This is a genomic window from Rahnella sp. P4_A8 (assembly GCF_056402435.1).
The window spans coordinates 1-21,246 of record NZ_JBFUHK010000059.1 but is presented as its reverse complement, the minus strand read 5'-3'; the positions used below and the strand labels follow the sequence as shown (position 1 = coordinate 21,246).

Here is a 21,246-nt window from a genome sequence, read left to right as displayed (position 1 = left end):
CGGTTATTTTAAGACCTGAGTCGCTCAGAATCCTCTACATCGGCAGAATACATTTTGAAAGACAAAAGCAGTTAAAAGATCTCTTTGATTCGCTTGCCCGGGTCAATGTCCGCTGGTCATTAGATATCGTGGGAGATGGTGAAGATTTGGCCATATGTCAATCTTATACGCAACAGTCGGGGATTTCTGATCAGATTACCTGGCATGGATGGCAAAGTGACCCCTGGGAATATGTCGAAAATAATATCAAAGAAGTCACTTGCCTGGTCATGACGTCTAATTTCGAAGGTTTCCCGCTTGTGCTGCTGGAAGCGATATCCCGGGGAATATATTGCGTCTCCTCTGATTGTATCAGCGGTCCGTCAGAAATAATTGAAAACAATATTAATGGGCAACTTTATCCGCAAAATGACATTATTAGGCTTTCTCAAATCATTAATAAAATAGGCAGTGATCGGGTATTGCCAGAGCAGGCAGTGATAAAGGAAAGTATCGGGAAGTTTTACGAAGATGCGTATATGAATAATTTTAAGAATATTCTTAATAAGATTGCTGAGGGAAAAGATGAATAGCAAATCTGCTACAGCTCCTTTGAAAATAATTGTAAATGCATCAGTTATTGCTCTTTGCATTTCACTTTCATTGAGCATGTTTATCACCGGATGGCCACAAAAAATATTTTATGTTGTTTCTTACGTCAGTTTTTTTACCACTTTATATGCTATTTACAAAAAGGATATCTCATTTAAGAATGAACATTTTTATCTGGTGATGTTCTTTTCATTGTTTTTCTTAGCCGCTGTCCGTTTTGTCTGGGCAATGATGCTAAAGCATAATGGCATAGATCCCTCGCCGACGAGCGCAGGCATCATTAACAATTATTTAGTAGGGAGCAAAAGGATCCTGCTGGGTGCTTTTGTCATCTTATGCCTTTCTGTGTATGGTTCGCTGACAACTCAAAAAACTATATTCTTAAGTAAAGTAATAATCGTGCTGGGGTTGATTGTTACGCTGGGCTTCGGGTTACATGAACATTTTTATACCGTGAATGACCGGATAAAACTGACGACTGATGCAGCGTCAATGTCCTCTTATATGATTATTTTCATATACGCGGCTTATCTGGGGTTAAGCCGGTTAGAAAATCATCGTTATTCAAAATGTCTGGATTTAGGGGCTTTTATACTGACCTTTATCCTCCTGTATTTATGTGGGACAAGAATTACCATTCTCGCTCTCATATTCCTTAAGCTTACCTTTATATTTTTAGAGTATAAAATAGACTTAAGAAAAAATTGGCAGATGGCGGGGTTGGTCGTGCTCGCTATTGTGACGATTATCGGCATCACCGGGCATCGCTGGGCTCAGGGTATTAATGATATCCAGAAATATGATGTACAAAGTTCAACATCACTGGGGGCCAGGGTGGCGATCTGGGAAAGTGGCATATACCTGTTACATCACCATATTGGTTTTACTACGCCTGATGAGAGAACCACGTTGGCCAGAGCGTTTATCAAAACGCATCATCCGGAAAACACGGAAGGCTATACCAATGTTCAATATAATATGCACAACGAATTTCTTGAGGTCACTACACTTCAGGGATTATTAGGAACGTTTTCCTTATTGCTGCCTTATCTGGTTTTAATCTATGGGTGGGTGAGGAAAGTTAATATTAAAGGCATGGTGCTTCCATTTATTGCTTTATTCGTTACCGGACTGACGGATTCAGTGATTCTTTATGATCAGACAGCAACATTGTTTGTCATATCGCTGGCGGTCTGCTGTATTGGTACGCGAAAATCTGCTGAATAACATGCCTGAAATATAAGGATTCACACTCTGAATCCTTATATTATTTAAGTTTTACTTTCCAAAAATCTGCTTTATTTATTCAGATTTACCACTGCCTGTCTGATCGCATATTCATAGCCCTGAATGCCAAAACCGCAGATTACGCCGACGGCAACGTCGGAAAGGAATGAATGGTGGCGGAAGGCGTCGCGTTTATGCACGTTGGTGATATGCACTTCGTACAGCGGCAGGCTGACGGCGGTCACGGCGTCACGAATAGCTACTGAAGTGTGCGTCCACGCAGCGGCGTTGAGCACAATCGCGTCCACTTTGCCACGGCATGCCTGAATGCGGTCAATCAGATCTCCTTCGTGATTGGTCTGGAAGAATTCGATTTTTGCGCCGCAGTTTTCGCCAGTCTGATGACAAAGCTTTTCGATGGTCGCCAGCGTGTCGTGACCGTAGGTTTCCGGTTCACGGGTGCCCAGTAAATTGAGATTCGGGCCGTTGAATACGGCAATGTTGTAGTTCATCAGTGTCTGCCTTTTTTCAGTAATCCGTAAATCCAAACAAATCTTTCGGGGTCTGCCACAAAATCTGCTGGCGGATCTTTTCATCAGGAAATAATTGTCCGACCAGCATCAGTAACGTACCGAGATCCATCCGGTGCTCCGCCCGCAGGAACGGCCAGTCGGAACCCCACATGCAATGCTCCGCGCCGAAGGCATCCAGCAGGGCGTGCTGGTAGGCGTGCCCGTCCTGATACGGGAAGGGCTGACGGCTGAATTTCGCTAAGCCTGAGAGTTTTACCCAGGCTCTTTGCTGGTCAGCGAGGCTGAGCAGTGCCTGAAAAGCCGGTTGTTGCAGCCCCTGCGTGACGTCAGGTCGCCCGGAGTGATCAATCAGCAGCCGCGTGCGGGTACGGTTAATCAGCGGCAACAACGCCAGAAGCTGATCGTTTTGCACCTGAATGGCGGCGAACATATCCAGTTCGGCAAGACGCCCCATCAGGCCGTCGAGATGCAAAAACGACTCCGTGCCGAGCATCGCGACGTTCATGGCAATGCCGACCACACCGGCATTTTTCAGGTTTGCAAGCTGCTCAATGCCGATGTCAAACGGCACCACGGCAATGCCTTTGAAGCGCCCGTTGCCTTTTTGCAGCGCATCCAGCAGACACGCACTGTCGGTGTTATATCCCGAGGTCGGGCCGACAATCAGCGAGTGGCGGATGTTGTACGCCTGCATCACGGCACGGTAATACTCGGTGGTGCCAATCTCGTGACCTTCCGGACGATACGGCGTGTCCGGCAGGTACGGAAAGCGCGCCGGATCAAACACGTGGTGATGGGTGTCGATCTTGGGTTGCTCAAAAATTGTCATGCTTTCGCTTTACCTGCTACTGAATAGAGAACTTGCTGATTGCGGGTTTTCTGGAATTCTTCCAGCGTTTCGCCCCGCATCGCGGAATAAATATGTAAGTTGGACACACCGACTACCGCGCCGAGTTTTTCCAGCAGGAAGAAGCTGACGCCGTAATGGATCATGCCGCGCCAGTCGAGTTCGCGCAGAAGTTGTTGTTCCTCTTCGGTCAGCTTGTTTTCGGCAAACAGCGCGTGCTGATCGGTAAGGAAACGCGCGCGCCACGCAGGCTGGATCAGGCGGTGCAGGAAACGGTTAATGCGCAGTGCTTTCAGACTGCGTGCCTGGGTGAACGGATAGGTGCCCGGCAGCTTTTCAACGCCCGCCATTTGTTGCGCGATTTTGTCACGCTGGCGCTGTTGCACATCATACGGTGCTTCACGCGACTGATTTTCGAGGATCAGCGTGGCGATACCGGTCATCGACGGCAGGTAATAAGCCTGATGCAGTTTCTTCACATTGGCTGACAGCGCACCGCGCATCACCAGCCACATGATCACTTCCGCGCCTTCCATTCCGCCCAGCGTGGCGAATTCAGCCAGCGTCATTTCGGTCAGACGTTCCGGGTCGTTGACGATCATATCGACAAATTGCTCATCCCAGTCCGGGTTGTTAAACCCGCAGCGTTCGCCGTGAACCTGATGCGACACGCCGCCGGTGGCGACAATCGCCACGTTTAAATCTTCCGGGAAACTTTCAATCGCACGGCGCAGCGCCTGACCGAGTTTGTAGCAGCGGCGGGCGGTGGGAATAGGGAACTGTAATACGCCGATTTGCAGCGGAACGATTTGTGTCGGCCAGCCGCCTTCATGCGGGAGAAGGGCCGAAAGCGGCGAGAACAAACCGTGATCCAACGGCTTATCCTGAAAGAAAGACATATCGAATTCATCCGCCATCAGGCTGGCACCGATATGCTGAGACAGCGCCGCATGGCCTTTGACCGCAGGCAGGTCACGCGGGCCGCCGCCTTCATCGGCCACTTCATACTGCTCGTCGATACCTAACGTAAAGGCGGAATAGTGATCGAAGAAGAACGAGGTCACGTGGTCGTTGAAAATGTAGACCAGCACGTCCGGTTTTTTCTCATCCAGCCATTTTTGCATCGGCGCAAAGCTCTCGAAAATCGGCGCCCAGGCGCTTTCTTCCTGCTTGTTATGGTCAACCGCAAAACCGATGGTCGGGGTATGTGAAACTGCTAAACCGCCTATGATTTTCGCCATCTTAAATCCTCAATACTTTTTGTAGGGTAACTGCGACACGCACGTCGCGCCGCATTATTTATGGTGATGAATATGTTTCTAATTATCAGGTGGCTAATCCGGAGACTAGCGGATATTCATGGTGCGCGACAACTCCGGGATGTCAGTAATATCAACGCCTTTGATCATCTCGGCCGGGTGCGCCGCGCGGTGTAAAAGAATGCTCAGCCCCGCCAGCAACGCAGGCAGCGCCAGAATAATAAAGATCATGTTTTGGCCGGAGAAAACGCCCAGCAGAACGCCGCCCATCGATGAACTGATAATCGCGCCGCTGCGGCCGATACCGTGCATCCAGCAGACGCCGGTGGCACGCATTTCGGTCGGATAGAAGGCCGGAGAAAACGCCTGCAAACCGGTCTGTGCGCCGTTAATACACACACCGCTGATGAACACCAGCAGGGCGAGAATATCCGGGCCAAAGTTGCCAATACCTTGCGACAGCAGGCTGACCACGCCCATCATGTAGAAACCCGCAATGACACGTTTGGCGGTGAATCTGTCCATCAGCCCGCCGACCATCAGGCCGCCGAAAGTGCCGCCCAACTGGAACAAACCGGCGACGATAGCCGCGCGTTCCAGCGAGAAACCGCCGTTACGCATAATGGTTGGCAACCAGCCGTTGAGCAGATAAATCACGAACAGGCCCATGAAGTAAGTGACCCACAACACCATCGTGCCTTTGGCGTAGCCATTGGTGTAAAGCTGGAATACTTTGGCTTTTTTCTGAATAACCGGCGCCTTGAGCACAAATTTGGTTCCTTCGCTGAAAACACCCCCGGCGCGGGTCAGCACTTTGGCAATTTTTTCTTTCGCGACGTTACGCACCACCATGTACATGGCGGATTCCGGCAGGATCCACAGCAGTAACGGCAGCATCAGCAGCGGCAAAATCCCACCGGCAAAAATCACCGCTTTCCAGCCAAAGTGCGGCAACAGACCGGCCGCGACAAATCCCCCCGCGCCGGAACCGACGTTAAAGCCGCTGTACATCACAGTGATCATCAGGCTGCGGCGGCGTTCGGGCATGTATTCCGACACCAGCGTCACGGTATTAGGCATTACCGCGCCTAAGCCGAGACCGGTGAGAAAACGCAGAATTGCCATTTCCATCGGCGTGCGGGCAAAGGTACTCAGCAGACTGAACAGGGCAAAACACAGAATCGACCACATCAGCACCCGCTTGCGGCCAAAGCGATCCGCGTTCGGTCCGGCAATCAGCGCGCCGATCGCCACGCCAAACATGGCGGCACCCAGGATCGGCCCCATTTCCGCACGGCTGATGCCCCAGTCTTCGATCAGCGCCGGGGCGATAAAGCCCATCACCGCGGCGTCATAACCGTCGAACATGATGATGATGAAACACAGGGATAAAACCACCCATTGATATTTCGATATCGGGCGTTCGTCTATCCACGTTTTCACATCCACGATGGTGTTGTTGCTCATAGGGTACGCTCTCTGTTTTTTTTATTAATATGTGATCGGATTAAAACTTTGAACAAAATTTCACTGACCGGTTAAGCACGGAGAACGGCCGTGAGAGGTTTTTATAAGTATTATTTTATTTATTAAACAGTAAGTTGGTTATTCATTCTTGTGTTTCCTGATAACCAACTTAGGGGCTGCAAAGCATGCTGTCTGCCATAAAATCATTATGCAGGTATGAGTTTTGTTTATAGGGGTCGTACAGAATGAGCGGCAGACAGGCTGCCGTCAGGAGAGTTTCATACAAGGGAGGTGAGTCGGGAACGTCCAGCAGGTCAGAATGCTATGCCGGCATATCCCGGAAGCAGTCGTTATCAAGGGTAATTATGGCAATTTTCTGCACCGGGCCACGCATGTTGACCTGAAAGTCGCCGCTGAAACTGATGGCGAGTTTTCCGCCCGGCATCTGTACCGTGACATGGTCATCCACCAGCCCGAGTTTGCGCATCGCGCTGGCTGCCGCGCAACTGCTGCTGCCGGAAGCCAGCGTATAACCCGCGCCGCGCTCCCAGATGCCGATGCTGATATTATTGCGATCAAGGACTTGCGCGAACTGCACGTTGGTACGTTTCGGGAAAATCGCCAGCGTTTCAATCTCTGAGCCGAGTTGCTTTACTAAATCCAGATCCAGTTTGTCCACCCGGATCACGCAGTGCGGATTGCCCATGGATACCAGCGTCGCACTGAGATTATGCCCGCCCGCGACGATGGGTAGCGCGAGAGCTTCATCGCCTTCTACACTGGCGGGTAAAGCGGCTGGCGAGAATTTTGCCTGCCCCATATCCACAATCACCTGATGGGCGCCGTCGGTGACTTCACAACACACTTGCCCGCCCGGTGTATTCACCAGAAACGGCTCATGCGCGACGCGGCCAATATCAAACAAATAACGCGCATAAATACGCAGACCGTTGCCGCTTTTCTCAGCTTCTGAACCGTCAGGATTGATAATACGCAGGGAGGGGATATCTGCATCGTCATTGTCGATCAGCAAACCGTCGGAACCGATGCCGTAATGACGATCGCAGATGCGCCGGATTTGCTGGTTACTGAGCAGGGCGGCGACGCGGTGATGGCAGACCAGATAATCGTTACCCAGTCCGTGATAGCGGTGAAAAATCATAATGGCAGCTCCGGAATTATTTATTATTGTTATAAATATCATTAACAGGAAATACCAGAATTTACTTTTAACCCATGTCTGCCATAAAAAAGGAGTTGTTTATGCAGTCTTTTACCGTCCCCGTTGCATCGCCGCCGCTGGCTATCACCACATCGCGACTGATTTTGCGCCAGTGGCAGGATAAAGATTTTGAACCTTTTGCCGCCATGAACGCGGATCCGCAGGTGATGGAATTTTTCCCGTCAGTGCTGGCCCGTGAAAAAAGTGATGAAATGGCGATCCGCTGTCGGGATTTGATCACTGAACGTGGGTGGGGGATCTGGGTGGTTGAGTTACGTGAAACCGGCGAGTTTATGGGCTTCGTCGGGTTGCATACACCGGGATATAACCTGCCGTTCAACCCGTGCGTTGAAGTCGGCTGGCGTTTACGGGCGGATGCGTGGGGACAGGGTTTTTGCACCGAAGCTGCCCGCGCTGCGCTGGATGCCGGGTTTATTCAGCTAGGGCTCAACGAAATTGTGGCATTTACAGCGCTGCCGAATGTCCGCTCACAGGCAGTGATGAAAAAGCTGGGAATGGTGTGCGATCCCGAAGAGAACTTCATGCATCCGGTGATTGAGGAAGGGCACTGGTTGCGGGAACATTGTTTGTATCGGCTAAAACGGGTCTGACTCCCTCCCCTGCGAAGGGGAGGGTTGGGGTGGGGTATTAAAGATAAATCAGTGGGATACGTGACCACGCAGGCCTTTGTTTCAATACTTAAAACCCCCTCCCTGCCTCCCCCTTCGCAGGGGGAGGAGTTGAAACCAAAACTGTACGGCCATTGCAGGGAAAGGATCAAACAACTAACTCTGCATCCTCCCCAGTACCGATGCCCCCACTAATCCGCCGTCGGTCAAAAATTTCCCCGGTATCAGCAACGGTTCTGCATAAGTGTGCAGCACCCCCCCGCGTACTTTCACATCCAGTGCGGCGATAAGTTCTTTTGCCGAGGCCAGCCCGCCGCCCGCGACGATACGGGAAGGGCCGAGGATGTTGACCAGCAGCGCCAGCGGTTCGGCGACCAGTTCCAGCCAGGCATTCACGGTCAGCGAACAGTCGGGATGCCCGTTCAGCCAGCCGGTGACAATCTCCAGACTGGTATTTTGCTGGCTGTGAAAATGCTGATGCAAACGTTCCATGCCACGCGCACCGCCGAGCATATCGAGGCAGCCAGTCTGGCCGCAGCCACATTTCAGGCGCGGAACGGCGTATTTTTTGTTGTCAATCGTCAGTTCCGTGCGGGTAATCGCACCGTGTCCCCATTCGCCGGTGACGCCGCCGTGACCGCGGACGAGCTGGCCGTTGATCACCAGTCCTCCGCCGACGCCGGTACCTAAAATAATCGCCGCCACGACGGACTGATGTTGTGCGTTACCGGCATGGGCTTCAGCGAGGGCAAAACAATCTGCATCGTTGGCGGCGGTGACCGGGCGGTCCAGAGCAGCACTGAGATCTTGCGCCAGAGAATGTCCGGTGAACGCGGGAATGTTGGTGGCCAGCATTTCGCCGGTTTGGGGGGAGACCAGCCCGGCGGTGGAAATCGCCAGTGGTGTGCCAGCCGGTAAATCAGCACCATACGTGTCGATCAGATTTTGCATGGCGTTAACGAAATCATTCCATGAGGCAACGGGTGTCGGCACTTTGCCGCATTCTTCCACTTCGCCGGAATAACGTGAAACACCAAATTTAATAAATGAACCGCCGATATCGGCGCAAAAAACTGCAGAACTCATGAGCGTGTGTCCAGTAAATCTCGCAGTCCGTCGCCCAGTACGTTAAAACCAAGCACGGTCAGCATAATGGCCAGACCGGGGAACAGCGAAAGGTAAATATTAATGCCGAGGAAGTTCCGGCCATCGCTCATCATGGTACCCCATTCCGGCATCGGCGGCTGCACGCCAAGCCCCAGAAATGACAGGCTGGCGGCGGCGAGAATCACTGTGCCGGCAGTCAGCGTCGATTGCACGATAATCGGCCCGATGGCATTGCGCAAAATGTAATGCACGATAATACGGTAATTTGATAAACCCAGCGCCTGCGCGGCTTCCACGTATTCCATCTGCTTTAAACCGAGCGTCAGGTTACGGCTGAGGCGTGCATATACCGGAATGGCAAACAATGAAATCGCGATCAGCAAGTTCACCAGCCCGCCGCCGAGAATACTGACCACCAGAATGGCCAGCACGATGCCCGGAAAAGCAAACAGCATGTCCATAAACCACATGATGATCATGTCGGTATAACGGCCCGCCATGCCGGCGATAATCCCCAGCGGAATGCCGATAATCATCGCCAGTCCGACGCTCAGTACCACTTCGATAATCGAAATCCGCGCACCATAAATCACTCTGGCGAAGATATCGCGGCCATAATCATCCGTACCGAACCAGTGACTTGCATTCGGAGAAAGCAGGGTATCAATCAGGTCTTGTGCGTAAGGATCGTGACGGGTGATCAATGGCGCGAACAAGCCCATCAGCACGATCAGGCTGACAATAAATCCCCCGAGGGTCACGGCCGGATGACGCCATAACCAGCGGAACAACCGCAACGTGCGCGGTTTGCGACGGGGTAATTGCGTGATAATGGCAGACATTAATCGAACCTTATTTTTGGATTCAGGAAAGCAATCAGTAATTCACCGAGCAGGTTCATTACCACCACGCCGCAGACGGCGACCAGCGCCACGCCCTGAATGACCGGATAATCGCGATAACGCACGGAATCCACCAGCAGGCGACCAATGCCCGGCCAGTTAAACACGGATTCGGTGACGACTGCGCCGCCAATCAGGCTGCCGAAATTGAGCGCCACAATAGTGACAATCGGGATCAGCGCATTGCGAAACGCATGGCTGCAATACACGGTAGTGGCGGACAAACCTTTGGCGCGCGCGGTGCGGATATAATCTTCCGACAAGACATCCAGCATGCTGGAACGCGTCATGCGCGCCATCACCGCCATGGGTAAAACCGCCAGCGTCACGGAAGGCAGAATGTAGCTTTTCCATGATGTCGCGCCGAGCAGCGGCAGCCAGCCGAGATTGACCGAAAAGGTGTTCATTGCCATCAGCCCCAGCCAGAAGTTGGCGATGGACGCGCCGGCAATCGCCAGCAACATCACGCCAAAATCCGGCCAGCGGTTGCGGTAAACCGCGCCTATCATGCCCGCCGGAACGCCAACCGCTACAGCCAGAAAGTACGCCAGCACCGCCAGCATCAGGGTATACGGCATTCGTTCCCCGATTTCCTGCGTGACCGGCTGCTGCGACTGTAGCGAGATGCCGAGATTGCCATGCAACACATCACCGGCAAAATGCAGATACTGCGTCACCAGCGGCTGATCCAGCCCGAGACGAACGCGCATGGCATCGACCGCTTCCTGCGTCGCTTCAGGCCCGGCCATCAGACGCGCCGGATCGCCCGGCAGCGCGCGGATGGACACAAAAATCAGCATCGACACCCCGATCAGGATGACCGGGAAGGCGATGAGCTTTTTGGCAAGATAGGCTTTCATGGCTATTTTCCACTGTAGATACTGCGGTTATTTTTTCTGTGCATCTTTCACCACAATTTGTCCACCCGGGATCATCGTGACACCTGAAATATTCGTGCCGGTGGCGTACAAATCATTCTGGTAATACAACAGCACCTGCGGTGCCTGTTGGTTAATTTCTTTCTGGGCGTCAACGTAAATCGCGTTGCGGGTGTTTTCATCCAGCGTTGAGGCGGCTTTGTCTAACATGTCGTCCAGTTTCGGGTCACTGAAGAAGCCCAGATTTGCGCCGCCCGGTGCGAAGCTTTTGCTGTAGTAAAGCGGACGAAGTTGCAGATCGGCGCCATTCGCGCCGGAAGACCATGACGCCAGCACCGCGCCGGTGTTATCGGCCTTTTTACCCGCCTGATCGGCAAACGCGGCTTTCGTCCACACGCCGCTTTCCATGATTTTCACGTCCAGTTTCACCCCGATTTTCGCCCACATGCTTTGCAGCACCTGACCGATACGCGCGTCCTGACCCTGCACGGCAATTGACATCGTAAAGCCGTCGGCAACGCCTGCTTCTTTCAGCAACGCTTTGGCTTTCGCCAGATCCAGCGGATACGGGTTCAGGGTTTTGTCATAACCGGCGGTGACCGGTGCCAGCGGGGAATTCGCCGGTTGTGCGAAGCCCGACATAATGGCGCGCACCAGTCCGTCGCGGTCCGTGGCGTAGTTCAGTGCCTGACGGACGCGGACGTCACTCATGGGTTTAAGGTCGGTATTCAGCGCAACCCAGAACACGGCGGCACCCGGGCTTTCATGCAAACTGAATTTAGGATTATTTTTCAGTACGCGGGCAAATTGTGGCGGCACAGGGTTGATGACGTCGGTTTCACCCGCCTGCAACGCCATGTTCATGACCGAAGGCTCAGCGCTCCAGGTCCATTTAATGTCGTCCGGCCCGGCGGCTTTATCACCCCAGTAACCCGGATATTTTTCTTCCAGCACGAATTCGCCGGTTTTGTACTGCACCATTTTGTACGGTCCGGTGCCGACCGCTTTGCTGTCCAGCGTACCGGTTTTATCCGCTGCAGGGCTGACCATCAGACAGGCGCCGGTAGTCAGTAAATTCAGGAAGGCCGGATAGGGTTTTTTCAGTTTGAACACGACGGTGGAATCGTCGGTTTTGGTGACGCTGTCAAGGAAGGTGCGCAGACGTCCGCTGGCGGCCAGCCCGCGTTTGGTATCGAGATGGCGGGCAAAGTTGGCGACAACAGCGTCAGCGTTAAACGGTGTACCGTCGTGGAAAGTGACGCCACTGCGCAGTTTGAAGGTCCACACCAGCCCGCTTTCATCGCTGCTCCACGAGGTCGCCAGCGCCGCTTCCGGTTTGAGTTGCGGCGACATACGCAGCAGACCTTCATACATTGGATCCAGTACCGTGCCGGTAAAGGTCGCGGTCTGGTTGCCCGGATCCATACTGCGCGGCGCTTCGTTTTGCATCACGTTCAGCGTGGCGGCAAACACCGGCAGCGAAAACGCGGCGAGAAGGGCGCTGCTCAGCAGCGTTAACGGTAAGGGACGCCGGATATAACGGGTAATCTTCATGTTCTGCCCTCTGCGTGAAAAATCGGATTAAGTGGCTCTGGCTCAGTCTGCCGGTTGAGTAAAACGCCGGTTTTAATGACAGTTTGTTTTAACAAAGAGATTTAACAAATAGTTCATATGAAATACTTATATCGGAACATTTAGTTTAATTTGTGAACTAATTGGCATTGATATATCCATTTCTACCGTTTAATGTCAATGCAGATGAGCGAAAACTGAGAGCGCCAAAACGAATATGCTAACAACTTTGCAACGTCAGATTTTGGGCGCAGTGAATGCCGCAGGCGGTTTAAGCCGTACCGAACTGGCGCAGTCCTCAGGAATGAGTAAAGCGGCTATCGGCGGCGTGGTACGCGAGATGATCGAGGCCGGTTTTCTGCATGAGGCAGAAACGGTGCCGGGCAGCGGACAGGGGAGACCGTCGGTACGTCTGGTCGTGCATCCTGACGGCGCGTGGTTTGCCGGTGTTTCTTTGCTGCAAAATCCGGCGCAAATGGCCCTGATCAATCTGCATGGCGAAATACTTTCGCGGGTGTCTTTTGCTGCTGATGCGGATCCGCAACAACTGGCAGCCAATATCGCCAGCGCCTTACCGGCGTTACTCGAGCCTCATCCCGAGGCGGCAAAAAAGCTGGTCGGGCTGGGCGTGACGCTATCGGGTCTTATTGATGAGCATCAGTCGACCTGCGTGCAGTCGGCGTTGCTGGGCTGGCGGGATGTGCCGCTGGCCAGGCTGATTTCGCAGGCGACAGGCATGGACGTGGCTATTGAAAATGACGCCAAAGCGCTGGCGGTAAGCGAGAAAAGTTTTGGTCAGGCGCGGGATCTGAGCAGCTTTACGCTGGTCAGCCACGGGGCGGGGATTGGCAGCGCGCATTTCATCGCCGGGCAATTGCATCGTGGTTTACACGGCGGTGCAGGGGAGATCGCGCACTGCACGCTGGAGCTGAACGGTTCACCATGCCGCTGCGGCAAGCGCGGTTGTCTCGACACGCTGGCCTCCCTCAATGCTATTGCGGAAATGGCCAAAGCTGAAGGGCTGGATGCTTCCACGATCGGCGGGCTGGAACAACTGGCGATGCAGGGCCAGACGGCGGCAATCCGTATTTTGCACCGTGCCGGTTCTGCGCTGGGCCTGGCGATATCGCATCTGATTCAAATCAATGACCCGGACCTGATCCTGATTGCCCATCAGGATGCCGATTTTTCCGGGCTGTTCGGCACGGTTGTACATCAGTCTGTTGAAGCCAATGTGTTGCCGGGCAACGCCGGTAAAACACCGGTTCGTACTTTTACCCTAAACGACGACACCTGGGCGCGCGCGGCGGCGAGTATAGCCGCACATCGCTTTCTGGTTGGTCTGAAGCCTGTCTGAGGAATGAGCAACATGCGTATAGCGGTCAGCGGTATCCATATTGAATGCAGCACTTACAATCCGGTGCTTAACGAGGAAAAGGATTTCACCGTCGTGCGTGATGCGCAGTTACTGGCATCACCGCGCTTTCGTTTTTTGCAGGACTATCCTGCGACGTTTTTACCGACCATTCACGCCCGTGCTATTGCCGGTGGTCCGGTAGCGCGTGCGACGTACGATAAATTCAAAGCGGAAATGCTGGCGGGTCTGGAGGCGCGAAAACCGTTCGACGGTTTGTATCTGGCGATGCACGGCGCGATGTATGTTGAAGGGCTGGAGGATGCCGAAGGTGACTGGATTGCCGCGGCGCGTAAAGCCGTCGGGCCGGATTGCCCGATCAGCGTCAGTTATGATCTGCACGGCAACGTGTCACAACGCATTATTGACGCCATTGATATGTTTTCGACCTACCGCACTGCGCCGCATATTGATGTGGAGGAAACCATGCGCCGTTCTGTCGCCATGCTGGTAAAGCATCTGCAAACCGGCATAAAACCGACGCTGCTGTGGGTGCCGGTGCCGGTGGTGTTACCCGGCGAGCGCACCAGTACGGAAGATGAACCGGCGAAAAGTTTGTACGCCCGTTTGCCGGAAATGGATGAAGTTGACGGCGTATGGGACAGCTCACTGATGGTGGGTTATGTGTGGGCGGATGAGCCGCGTGCGACGGCGGCGGTGATCATGACCGGCACCGACCGTACTGTGCTGGAACAGCAGGCCACTCAACTGGCACAGGCTTACTGGGACGCACGGGAAGATTTTGTGTTTGGCTGCGAAACCGACACCGTTGAGGCCTGTGTGAAAAAAGCGATTGCCAGTGAAACGCGGCCGGTGGTGCTGGCGGATTCCGGCGATAATCCGACAGGTGGCGGTGTCGGTGACCGCGCGGATGTGTTGCAGGAACTGATCAAACAGTATGCGCAGAATACCATTGTGGCCGGGATTGCCGATGCGCCGGCAACCGATGCCGCATTCAATGCCGGTGTCGGGTCAATACTGACGCTGACACTTGGCGCGTCGCTCGATCATTCCAGCCCGCAGGTGAAAGGTGAATTTGAAGTCGTCTTTCTGCTTGACGCACTGGCACCGGCTGACCGTCAGGCCGTGCTGCGCATTGGCGGAATTGATGTGGTGGTGTCGGCGCGCCGCCGCCCGTATCACAACATCAGCGACTTTACCGTGCTGGAACTGGATCCGCATACCGCGGACATTGTTGTCGTGAAATCCGGCTATCTGTCACCGGAACTGGCACCGATTGCCAGCCCGAACCTGATGGCGCTGTCGAATGGCGTGGTCGATCAGTTTGTCGAACGCCTGCCACGCCATCGCAAACCGCGTAAAGCTTTCCCGTTTGACCGTGACTTCAGCTACGTGCCGCAGGTGCAGCTTTCCTCCAGGAGCAAATGAAATGAACCCGACCACCGGACAACCGGAAAACCGTCAGCCCGTGCTGAGCGTGAAACATCTCACTACCTCGTTTCGCGGCGAAGACGACTGGCTGCCGGTGGTACGCGATTTGTCGTTTGATGTCTATCCCGGCGAAACGCTGGCGATCGTCGGCGAATCCGGTTCGGGAAAAAGCGTGACGTCGTTGTCGGTGATGCGCTTGCTGAAAGCACAAAGCAGCCGGATTGAGGGTGAAGTCTGGCTGAATCAGCGCAGTTTGCTGGCGCTTTCGGATAAGCAGATGCGTGATATTCGCGGCAATGACATGGCGATGATTTTCCAGGAGCCAATGACGTCGCTCAATCCTACATTCAGTATCGGCAGGCAAATCGCCGAAAGTCTCAAACGGCACCGGGGCATGTCATCTTCCGAAGCGCGGGCAGAAACTCTGCGGTTGCTGGAAAAAGTCCGTATTCCCAATGCAACCAAAAGGTTTGATGAATATCCCCATCAGTTTTCCGGCGGCATGCGCCAGCGCGTGATGATTGCCATGGCACTGGCGCTGAAACCTAAATTGCTGATTGCCGACGAACCCACGACCGCGCTGGATGTGACCATTCAGGGACAGATTCTGGATTTGATCAAGACGTTGCAGGAAGAAGAAGGGATGGCGGTGTTGTTTATCACGCACGATATGGGCGTGGTGGCGGAAATCGCTGACCGCACGCTGGTGATGTATCGTGGTGAAGCGGTGGAAAGCGGGGCGACGGAGGATATTTTCCATCGCCCGCAACATCCTTATACCCGTGCTTTGCTGGCCGCCGTGCCGAAACTCGGGTCGATGCAGGGGCGTGACTGGCCGTTACGTTTTCCGCAAATCAATCTGCAAACCGGTGAGGCAAGCGTGCCGGGGGAAGTGGCAGGAACGGTCGCTTCGGGGCTGACGCCATTGCTCTCGGTGAAAAATCTCAGCGCACGTTTCCCGGTGTATGGCGGCATATTCAGCCGTCAGGTTGGTGCGGTACATGCGGTAGAAAACATCAGCTTTGATTTATTCCAGGGTGAAACGCTGTCGCTGGTGGGGGAATCCGGTTGCGGAAAATCCACTACCGGCCGCGCGGTAACACGGCTGTTGAAACCACACAGCGGCGCGATTGATTTCGACGGTTTTGATGTGATGAATCTGGGCAAGCGCGATATTTTACAGATGCGGCAGCGGATTCAGATGATATTCCAGGATCCGTTTGCCAGCCTGAATCCGCGTATGCGTATTGGTGACGCGCTGATTGAACCGATGCTGCAACATAAACTGCATAACCGCAGCGATGCAAAAGAGAAAGCCGCGTCGTTACTGCAAAAAGTCGGATTGTCGCCGGACATGCTGCGCCGCTTTCCGCACGAGTTTTCCGGTGGTCAGCGCCAGCGGATTTGTATTGCACGCGCGCTGACGCTCGATCCGAAAGTGATTGTCGCGGATGAATCGGTATCCGCGCTGGATGTGTCGGTGAAAGCGCAGGTGGTGAATTTGCTGCTCGATTTGCAGGAAAGCATGAATCTGTCGTACCTGTTTATTTCGCATGATATGGCGGTGGTCGAGCGGGTGAGTYATCGCGTGGCGGTGATGTATCTCGGGGAGATTGTGGAGATTGGCCCGCGTGCGGCGATATTCGATAATCCCCAGCATGCATATACGCGAAAACTGATGGCGTCAGTGCCGGTGCCGGATCCGTCGCGCAGAATGCTTAAGCGGCAAATGCAGGTCGATGAGCTGAAAAGCCCGGTGCGCGATAACGGCTATATTCCGCCGCAAAGGCAATATCAGGAAGTCTCAGCAGGGCATTTTGTTCAGGTTTGATAGTTAACGGCCCGAACCTTCGTGTCGAAGATTCTTCATCCTTCCCGATTTGAGTTTTTATTTAGTTTGGGATTTTTCGGAAGGTGCGATTGCACATAGAAGATGGTGGTGGGGGAAGGATTACTCGGCCACTGGCCTCGCCCTGCGGGTCGTTGCTGCGCAACGCTGTCTCGCTTCGCTCGGCTCGAACCTTCGTGTCGAAGATTCTTCATCCTTCCCGATTTGAGTTTTTATTTAGTTTGGGATTTTTCGGAAGGTGCGATTGCACATAGAAGATGGTGGTGGGGGAAGGATTCGAACCTTCGAAGTCGATGACGGCAGATTTACAGTCTGCTCCCTTTGGCCGCTCGGGAACCCCACCACAACTTTTGTGGCATTTACTACATACTTCTTGGCCAAAACCATCATGTGCTACATGGATGATTTTTGTCGCTGCAGCGGTTAGCTGCGAACGGGGCGCATAATACCAAATGATTCGAAGGTGTAAAGCGCTGAAAGCGATAATAAAGTTCGTTTGCGGATTTTTTGCGCTTAACGGTGCTTCTCTGAGCGAAAAGCACCGTCAGAAGGCGGATTACAGAATGACAGTGCGGTTGCCGTAAACAAAGACACGCTGCGCCAGCACGCGATATAAGGCACGGCTGAGCACGTTTTTCTCAACGTCGCGACCGGCGCGCATCATATCTTCCGCCGTATAAGTATGATCGACGTTAATCACGTCCTGCATGATGATCGGACCTTCATCCAGGTTGTCATTCACGTAGTGCGCGGTAGCACCAATCAGTTTCACGCCGCGCTCATACGCCTGATGATACGGGCGGGCGCCAATAAATGCCGGCAGGAATGAGTGGTGAATGTTGATCACCTGATGCGGATAATGCTGCACAAAGCCCGGCGTCAGCACGCGCATGTATTTAGCCAGCACCACATAATCAGGCTGATACTGGTCGATTTGCGCAATCATTGCGCTGTCGTGCTGTTCGCGGGTCAGGCCGTCATGACTGACCAGATGGAACGGAATATCAAAACGCTCGACCAGCGTTTGCAGAGTGTCGTGATTACCGATCACCGCAGCGATTTCGACATCTAAACCGCCGTAAGCCGCTTTCATCAGCAGATCGCCCAGACAATGGGCTTCTTTGGTGACCAGGATAACAATGCGGCGGCGTCCGGTGCTGTTGAGTTCGCGCACGGAACCCGCAGGCAGCGCGCTGTCAAGATCGGCCAGCAGCGTGGTGTCGTTGAAAATCCCTTCCAGCTCGGTACGCATAAAGAAGCGTCCGGTGCGGTGATCGACGAATTCGTTGTTTTGCACGATATTAAGTTCGTGCTTGTAGCAAATATTGGTAATTTTGGCGATCAGACCTTTTGCGTCAGGGCAAATGGTGCGTAATACCTTGGTTTGTACGTTCTGTTGCGGCATGAGGTTGTGGATCCTGTCCAAGACTTAAAATAGTACGGTTGAATTATTTACCGCAGCACTTCTTATATTTTTTACCCGATCCGCACGGGCAGGCGTCATTGCGTCCTGTCTGCGGTTTAATTCCGTCGATATAGTACCAGCGTTCGTTCAAACGAAGAAATCGTGAACGCTCATGGATCAGATGAATATGTTCGTCGCCGGTTTCGGTAAATCGTGCAGCAAACTCAACGAAACCTTCATCAGCATTGCGTCCCTCTGACTGAGCGATCACCTGTAAACCTTGCCAGTGCGTACTGGTAAAGCCTTCCTGTAAACTTTCACGCCAGCGCCCGGGTTGACAATCCGGATGCCAGGTGGCGATCAGATAACTCGCATTTTTCAGGACGTAAGCAGTGTAGCGTGATCGCATCAGCGCAGACGGTGTCGGCGCCACTTTACACTCAGCGATGTATGGCTGGCAGCATTCTTCGTAAGGAAGATGGCTGCAACATGGGCAAAGTTCTGACACGGAAACTCCTGATTCGCAGGGCTTACACATTCAATAGCGCAGGTTGCGCTATTGAATGCACCAAAGCGATATGTTACCTAACAACCTCGCCGGGTGACAACGCGCTTCCCCGCTGATTCTAATGCTATGCGCAATATAAGGTCATCAGATGAGCAGAAAAGTCACCATTGGTCTTGCCCTTGGCTCGGGAGCCGCGAAAGGGTGGGCACACATTGGCGTGATTAATGCCCTGAAGGAAATGGATATCGACGTTGATGTCGTCGCTGGTTGTTCAGTTGGCGCACTGGTCGGCGCGGCCTACGCCAGTAACAGATTGCCTGCAATAGAAAGCTGGGTTCGCTCGTTCAGTTACTGGGATGTGCTGCGACTGATGGACTTTTCGTGGAAGCGCGGAGGATTGCTGCGTGGAGAGCGTGTGTTCAATGCCGTGGGGCAGTTGATCCGCATTGATGAGTTTGAAAAGTGCTCGAAGAAGTTTGGCGCAGTCGCCACCAATCTGAGTACCGGTCGCGAATTGTGGCTGACAAAAGGGGACTTGCATGAGGCTATCCGCGCCTCGTGCAGTATGCCCGGCCTGCTGGCACCGGTCTGGCACAACGGTTACTGGCTGGTTGATGGGGCGGTGGTGAATCCGGTGCCCATTTCGCTGACTCGCGCACTTGGCGCTGATATCGTTATCGCCGTTGATCTCCAGCACGACGCGCATCTGATGCAGCAGGATTTGCTGACGGTACAACCGACCGGCGAAGCACTGGATACTGAGAAAGAAGTGAGCTGGCGTGACAGAATACGTCAGCGTTTAACCCGTCCAAATGCCAGAAAACCCAACGTCAGCCCCTCGGCGATGGAAATTATGTCAACGTCCATTCAGGTGCTGGAAAACCGCCTCAAACGTAATCGCATGGCAGGCGACCCGCCGGATGTGTTGATCCAGCCTTATTGCCCGCAAATTTCGACGCTGGACTTCCATCGGGCAGAAGAAGCGATCGAGGCAGGCCGTCTTGCCGTTGAAAAACAGAGAGAGCAATTGCTACCCCTGATTAAAAATAGACAGTTCTGAATGGCTTAAAATGTGTTTGGCCTAATCTGACAATTCTGCCAAGCAAAAACAGGCTTTATGAGCCACTATTAGAATAAGAAATTCTGGGGGACCCTGATGGACAAGCCACTTACAAGCAAGCATATTCTCATCGTTGAAGACGAAGCCGTCTTCCGATCCATACTTGCTGGCTATGTAAGTTCCCTCGGTGCGACATTTACGGAAGCCGAAAATGGCCTTGAGGCTTTGTCGCTGGTCGAAGACTACCCGCCTGACCTGATTCTCTGCGATTTGGCGATGCCTGAGATGGGCGGGATGGAGTTCGTCGAAAACCTGCGATTACAGGGAAATAAAATCCCTGTTCTGGTGATTTCCGCCACGGATAAAATGACCGACGTTGCATCAATGCTGCGACTCGGCGTGGAAGATGTTCTTCTCAAACCGATCAGCGATCTCAACCGGTTACGCGAAGCGCTGCTTTCGTCTTTATACCCGAAGCTTTTTTCATCACAGGCGATGGAGGAAAGTTCGCTGGTTCAGGACTGGGAGGCGCTGTGCCGTAACCCTAATGAAGCGCAGCGTTTGTTGCAGGAATTACAGCCACCGGTTCAGCAGAGGCTGGCGCATTGCCGCATCAACTACCGGCAACTGACATCAGCGGAAAGTCCGGGACTGGTGCTGGATATCGCCGCGCTTTCCTCCAAAGATCTCGGTTTCTATTGTCTGGACGWGACCCGTGCCAACGAAAATGGCGTACTGGCGGCGTTATTGTTGCGTGCTATTTTTAACAGCTTATTACGTGAGCACTTAAGTAATCAGCATCAGCGGTTGCCACAAATGTCGACGCTGCTTAAACAGGTCAACCATTTATTCAAGCAGGCAAATCTCGAAGGACAATTCCCGTTGCTGCTTGGTTATTATCATGCCGGGTATAAGAATCTCATTCTGGTTTCTGCGGGATTACATGCCAACGTGAATACCGGCACCAATATGATTCAGCTCAGCAATGGTGTGCCGCTCGGCACCACTGGCGCAACATACTCCAATCAAATCAGTCAGAAATGTGATGCCTGGCAATGTCAGGTCTGGGGTTCGGGTGGTCGTCTGAGATTAATGCTGTCTGTTGATTGAGCAAATTTATTACTATTGATAATAATTTATTAATAATCCTGAGCATTTTTCCCACACGTTTTTTTGTCTTCCCACTTTATTTCAATCTTCTAAGATGTATCTCAATGCAAAATATGCCTTTGCAGGCGCACTTGCGGCTGAAACTGGTATAATCCGTTCCGGTAAATTTGGCTGTCTATTTTACATTGTTTAAAATAACAAATAGGAATTCGCTGATGAAAGTAACAGTTTTTGGTATCGGTTACGTCGGACTTGTTCAGGCGGCGGTTCTTGC

Annotated in this window: 19 protein-coding genes, 1 tRNA gene and 1 other RNA gene; 8 read left to right on the top strand and 13 right to left on the bottom strand. The window is 53.0% G+C overall.

The features are described from left to right. Together AC1DUO_RS20070 and AC1DUO_RS20065 are read left to right on the top strand one after the other, a co-directional pair. Positions 1 to 572, top strand: a 572-nt coding sequence (locus AC1DUO_RS20070) for a glycosyltransferase (protein WP_477988453.1), incomplete at its 5' end; no start/stop codon positions are given. After that, positions 565 to 1,818, top strand: coding sequence for an O-antigen ligase family protein (locus tag AC1DUO_RS20065; protein ID WP_015690080.1), 1,254 nt, complete (start codon positions 565 to 567; stop codon positions 1,816 to 1,818). The genes AC1DUO_RS20070 and AC1DUO_RS20065, both read left to right, overlap by 8 nt. Positions 1,819 to 1,889: 71 nt before the next feature. On the opposite strand, the gene aroQ is transcribed toward AC1DUO_RS20065, so the two are convergent. The 5 genes from aroQ to dapF form a co-directional block, all read right to left on the bottom strand. Continuing rightward, positions 1,890 to 2,330 carry a type II 3-dehydroquinate dehydratase gene (gene aroQ, locus AC1DUO_RS20060; RefSeq protein WP_015690079.1) on the bottom strand — a complete coding sequence of 147 codons (441 nt, stop codon included), beginning with the start codon at positions 2,328 to 2,330 and terminating at the stop codon, positions 1,890 to 1,892. A 16-nt stretch (positions 2,331 to 2,346) separates the two neighbouring features. Then, the gene (locus AC1DUO_RS20055) at positions 2,347 to 3,180 is read right to left on the bottom strand and encodes an amidohydrolase family protein (protein ID WP_013575968.1); all 834 of its coding nucleotides are present in this window, start codon (positions 3,178 to 3,180) and stop codon (positions 2,347 to 2,349) included. Next, entirely contained in the window at positions 3,177 to 4,439 is a 1,263-nt protein-coding gene (locus AC1DUO_RS20050) for a gallate dioxygenase (protein WP_119261748.1), read from the bottom strand. The genes AC1DUO_RS20055 and AC1DUO_RS20050 overlap by 4 nt, the downstream gene beginning before the upstream one ends. Positions 4,440 to 4,544: 105 nt before the next feature. After that, positions 4,545 to 5,924 (bottom strand): MFS transporter, encoded by a 1,380-nt coding sequence (locus tag AC1DUO_RS20045; RefSeq protein WP_112152531.1) that lies wholly within the window; start codon positions 5,922 to 5,924, stop codon positions 4,545 to 4,547. 322 nt (positions 5,925 to 6,246) lie between these two features. Then, entirely contained in the window at positions 6,247 to 7,086 is an 840-nt protein-coding gene (gene dapF, locus AC1DUO_RS20040) for a diaminopimelate epimerase (protein WP_112152532.1), read from the bottom strand. 101 nt (positions 7,087 to 7,187) lie between these two features. On the opposite strand from dapF, the gene AC1DUO_RS20035 reads away from it, so the two are divergent. Next, positions 7,188 to 7,757 (top strand): GNAT family N-acetyltransferase, encoded by a 570-nt coding sequence (locus AC1DUO_RS20035; RefSeq protein ID WP_013575964.1) that lies wholly within the window; start codon positions 7,188 to 7,190, stop codon positions 7,755 to 7,757. Between the two features lie 174 nt (positions 7,758 to 7,931). On the opposite strand, the gene AC1DUO_RS20030 is transcribed toward AC1DUO_RS20035, so the two are convergent. From AC1DUO_RS20030 to AC1DUO_RS20015, 4 genes are read right to left on the bottom strand one after another with little or no spacing between them, the layout of a single operon-like run. Then, the gene (locus tag AC1DUO_RS20030; RefSeq protein WP_112152534.1) at positions 7,932 to 8,861 is read right to left on the bottom strand and encodes an ROK family protein; all 930 of its coding nucleotides are present in this window, start codon (positions 8,859 to 8,861) and stop codon (positions 7,932 to 7,934) included. Next, entirely contained in the window at positions 8,858 to 9,724 is an 867-nt protein-coding gene (locus AC1DUO_RS20025) for an ABC transporter permease (RefSeq protein WP_013575962.1), read from the bottom strand. Before AC1DUO_RS20025 ends, AC1DUO_RS20030 begins: the two co-directional genes overlap by 4 nt. After that, positions 9,724 to 10,644 (bottom strand): ABC transporter permease, encoded by a 921-nt coding sequence (locus tag AC1DUO_RS20020; protein ID WP_013575961.1) that lies wholly within the window; start codon positions 10,642 to 10,644, stop codon positions 9,724 to 9,726. The genes AC1DUO_RS20025 and AC1DUO_RS20020 overlap by 1 nt, the downstream gene beginning before the upstream one ends. A 27-nt stretch (positions 10,645 to 10,671) precedes the next feature. Further along, positions 10,672 to 12,216 (bottom strand): ABC transporter substrate-binding protein, encoded by a 1,545-nt coding sequence (locus AC1DUO_RS20015; RefSeq protein ID WP_119261747.1) that lies wholly within the window; start codon positions 12,214 to 12,216, stop codon positions 10,672 to 10,674. A gap of 235 nt (positions 12,217 to 12,451) precedes the next feature. On the opposite strand from AC1DUO_RS20015, the gene AC1DUO_RS20010 reads away from it, so the two are divergent. From AC1DUO_RS20010 to AC1DUO_RS20000, 3 genes are read left to right on the top strand one after another with little or no spacing between them, the layout of a single operon-like run. Continuing rightward, complete coding sequence (locus AC1DUO_RS20010; protein ID WP_013575959.1) at positions 12,452 to 13,591, top strand: ROK family transcriptional regulator; 1,140 nt, start codon at positions 12,452 to 12,454, stop codon at positions 13,589 to 13,591. 12 nt (positions 13,592 to 13,603) lie between these two features. Beyond that, positions 13,604 to 15,037 carry a M81 family metallopeptidase gene (locus AC1DUO_RS20005; RefSeq protein WP_119261746.1) on the top strand — a complete coding sequence of 478 codons (1,434 nt, stop codon included), beginning with the start codon at positions 13,604 to 13,606 and terminating at the stop codon, positions 15,035 to 15,037. Between the two features lies 1 nt (position 15,038). Continuing rightward, positions 15,039 to 16,871 (top strand): ABC transporter ATP-binding protein, encoded by a 1,833-nt coding sequence (locus tag AC1DUO_RS20000; protein WP_477988449.1) that lies wholly within the window; start codon positions 15,039 to 15,041, stop codon positions 16,869 to 16,871. Between the two features lie 103 nt (positions 16,872 to 16,974). On the opposite strand, the gene AC1DUO_RS19995 is transcribed toward AC1DUO_RS20000, so the two are convergent. From AC1DUO_RS19995 to AC1DUO_RS19980, 4 genes are all read right to left on the bottom strand, one after another. Then, a non-coding RNA gene (locus AC1DUO_RS19995) (RtT sRNA) lies at positions 16,975 to 17,104 on the bottom strand. A 43-nt stretch (positions 17,105 to 17,147) separates the two neighbouring features. Next, positions 17,148 to 17,232, bottom strand: a tRNA-Tyr gene (locus AC1DUO_RS19990). A 213-nt stretch (positions 17,233 to 17,445) separates the two neighbouring features. Next, positions 17,446 to 18,294, bottom strand: a complete 849-nt coding sequence (gene purU, locus AC1DUO_RS19985; RefSeq protein WP_013575956.1) for a formyltetrahydrofolate deformylase — start codon at positions 18,292 to 18,294, stop codon at positions 17,446 to 17,448. Between the two features lie 43 nt (positions 18,295 to 18,337). Next, positions 18,338 to 18,802, bottom strand: coding sequence for a YchJ family protein (locus AC1DUO_RS19980; RefSeq protein ID WP_119261744.1), 465 nt, complete (start codon positions 18,800 to 18,802; stop codon positions 18,338 to 18,340). A gap of 148 nt (positions 18,803 to 18,950) precedes the next feature. Here AC1DUO_RS19980 and rssA point away from each other — a divergent pair, with 148 nt between their 5' ends. Both rssA and rssB read left to right on the top strand, forming a co-directional pair. Continuing rightward, positions 18,951 to 19,862, top strand: coding sequence for a patatin-like phospholipase RssA (gene rssA / locus AC1DUO_RS19975; RefSeq protein WP_013575954.1), 912 nt, complete (start codon positions 18,951 to 18,953; stop codon positions 19,860 to 19,862). Between the two features lie 96 nt (positions 19,863 to 19,958). Continuing rightward, on the top strand, positions 19,959 to 20,972 hold the full coding sequence (gene rssB / locus AC1DUO_RS19970) for a two-component system response regulator RssB (RefSeq protein WP_477988446.1): 1,014 nt from the start codon (positions 19,959 to 19,961) through the stop codon (positions 20,970 to 20,972). Positions 20,973 to 21,246 lie beyond the last annotated feature (274 nt).

Bases quoted from the DNA above. Each gene is read 5' to 3' on its own strand.
- rssA (WP_013575954.1), top strand. From the start codon at position 18,951: ATGAGCAGAAAAGTCACCATTGGTCTTGCCCTTGGCTCGGGAGCCGCG.
- AC1DUO_RS20030 (WP_112152534.1), bottom strand. From the start codon at position 8,861: ATGAGTTCTGCAGTTTTTTGCGCCGATATCGGCGGTTCATTTATTAAA.
- AC1DUO_RS20050 (WP_119261748.1), bottom strand. From the start codon at position 4,439: ATGGCGAAAATCATAGGCGGTTTAGCAGTTTCACATACCCCGACCATC.
- aroQ (WP_015690079.1), bottom strand. From the start codon at position 2,330: ATGAACTACAACATTGCCGTATTCAACGGCCCGAATCTCAATTTACTG.
- AC1DUO_RS20055 (WP_013575968.1), bottom strand. From the start codon at position 3,180: ATGACAATTTTTGAGCAACCCAAGATCGACACCCATCACCACGTGTTT.
- AC1DUO_RS20015 (WP_119261747.1), bottom strand. From the start codon at position 12,216: ATGAAGATTACCCGTTATATCCGGCGTCCCTTACCGTTAACGCTGCTG.
- AC1DUO_RS20020 (WP_013575961.1), bottom strand. From the start codon at position 10,644: ATGAAAGCCTATCTTGCCAAAAAGCTCATCGCCTTCCCGGTCATCCTG.
- AC1DUO_RS20065 (WP_015690080.1), top strand. From the start codon at position 565: ATGAATAGCAAATCTGCTACAGCTCCTTTGAAAATAATTGTAAATGCA.
- AC1DUO_RS20005 (WP_119261746.1), top strand. From the start codon at position 13,604: ATGCGTATAGCGGTCAGCGGTATCCATATTGAATGCAGCACTTACAAT.
- AC1DUO_RS20010 (WP_013575959.1), top strand. From the start codon at position 12,452: ATGCTAACAACTTTGCAACGTCAGATTTTGGGCGCAGTGAATGCCGCA.
- AC1DUO_RS20045 (WP_112152531.1), bottom strand. From the start codon at position 5,924: ATGAGCAACAACACCATCGTGGATGTGAAAACGTGGATAGACGAACGC.
- AC1DUO_RS20035 (WP_013575964.1), top strand. From the start codon at position 7,188: ATGCAGTCTTTTACCGTCCCCGTTGCATCGCCGCCGCTGGCTATCACC.
- AC1DUO_RS20025 (WP_013575962.1), bottom strand. From the start codon at position 9,724: ATGTCTGCCATTATCACGCAATTACCCCGTCGCAAACCGCGCACGTTG.
- purU (WP_013575956.1), bottom strand. From the start codon at position 18,294: ATGCCGCAACAGAACGTACAAACCAAGGTATTACGCACCATTTGCCCT.
- dapF (WP_112152532.1), bottom strand. From the start codon at position 7,086: ATGATTTTTCACCGCTATCACGGACTGGGTAACGATTATCTGGTCTGC.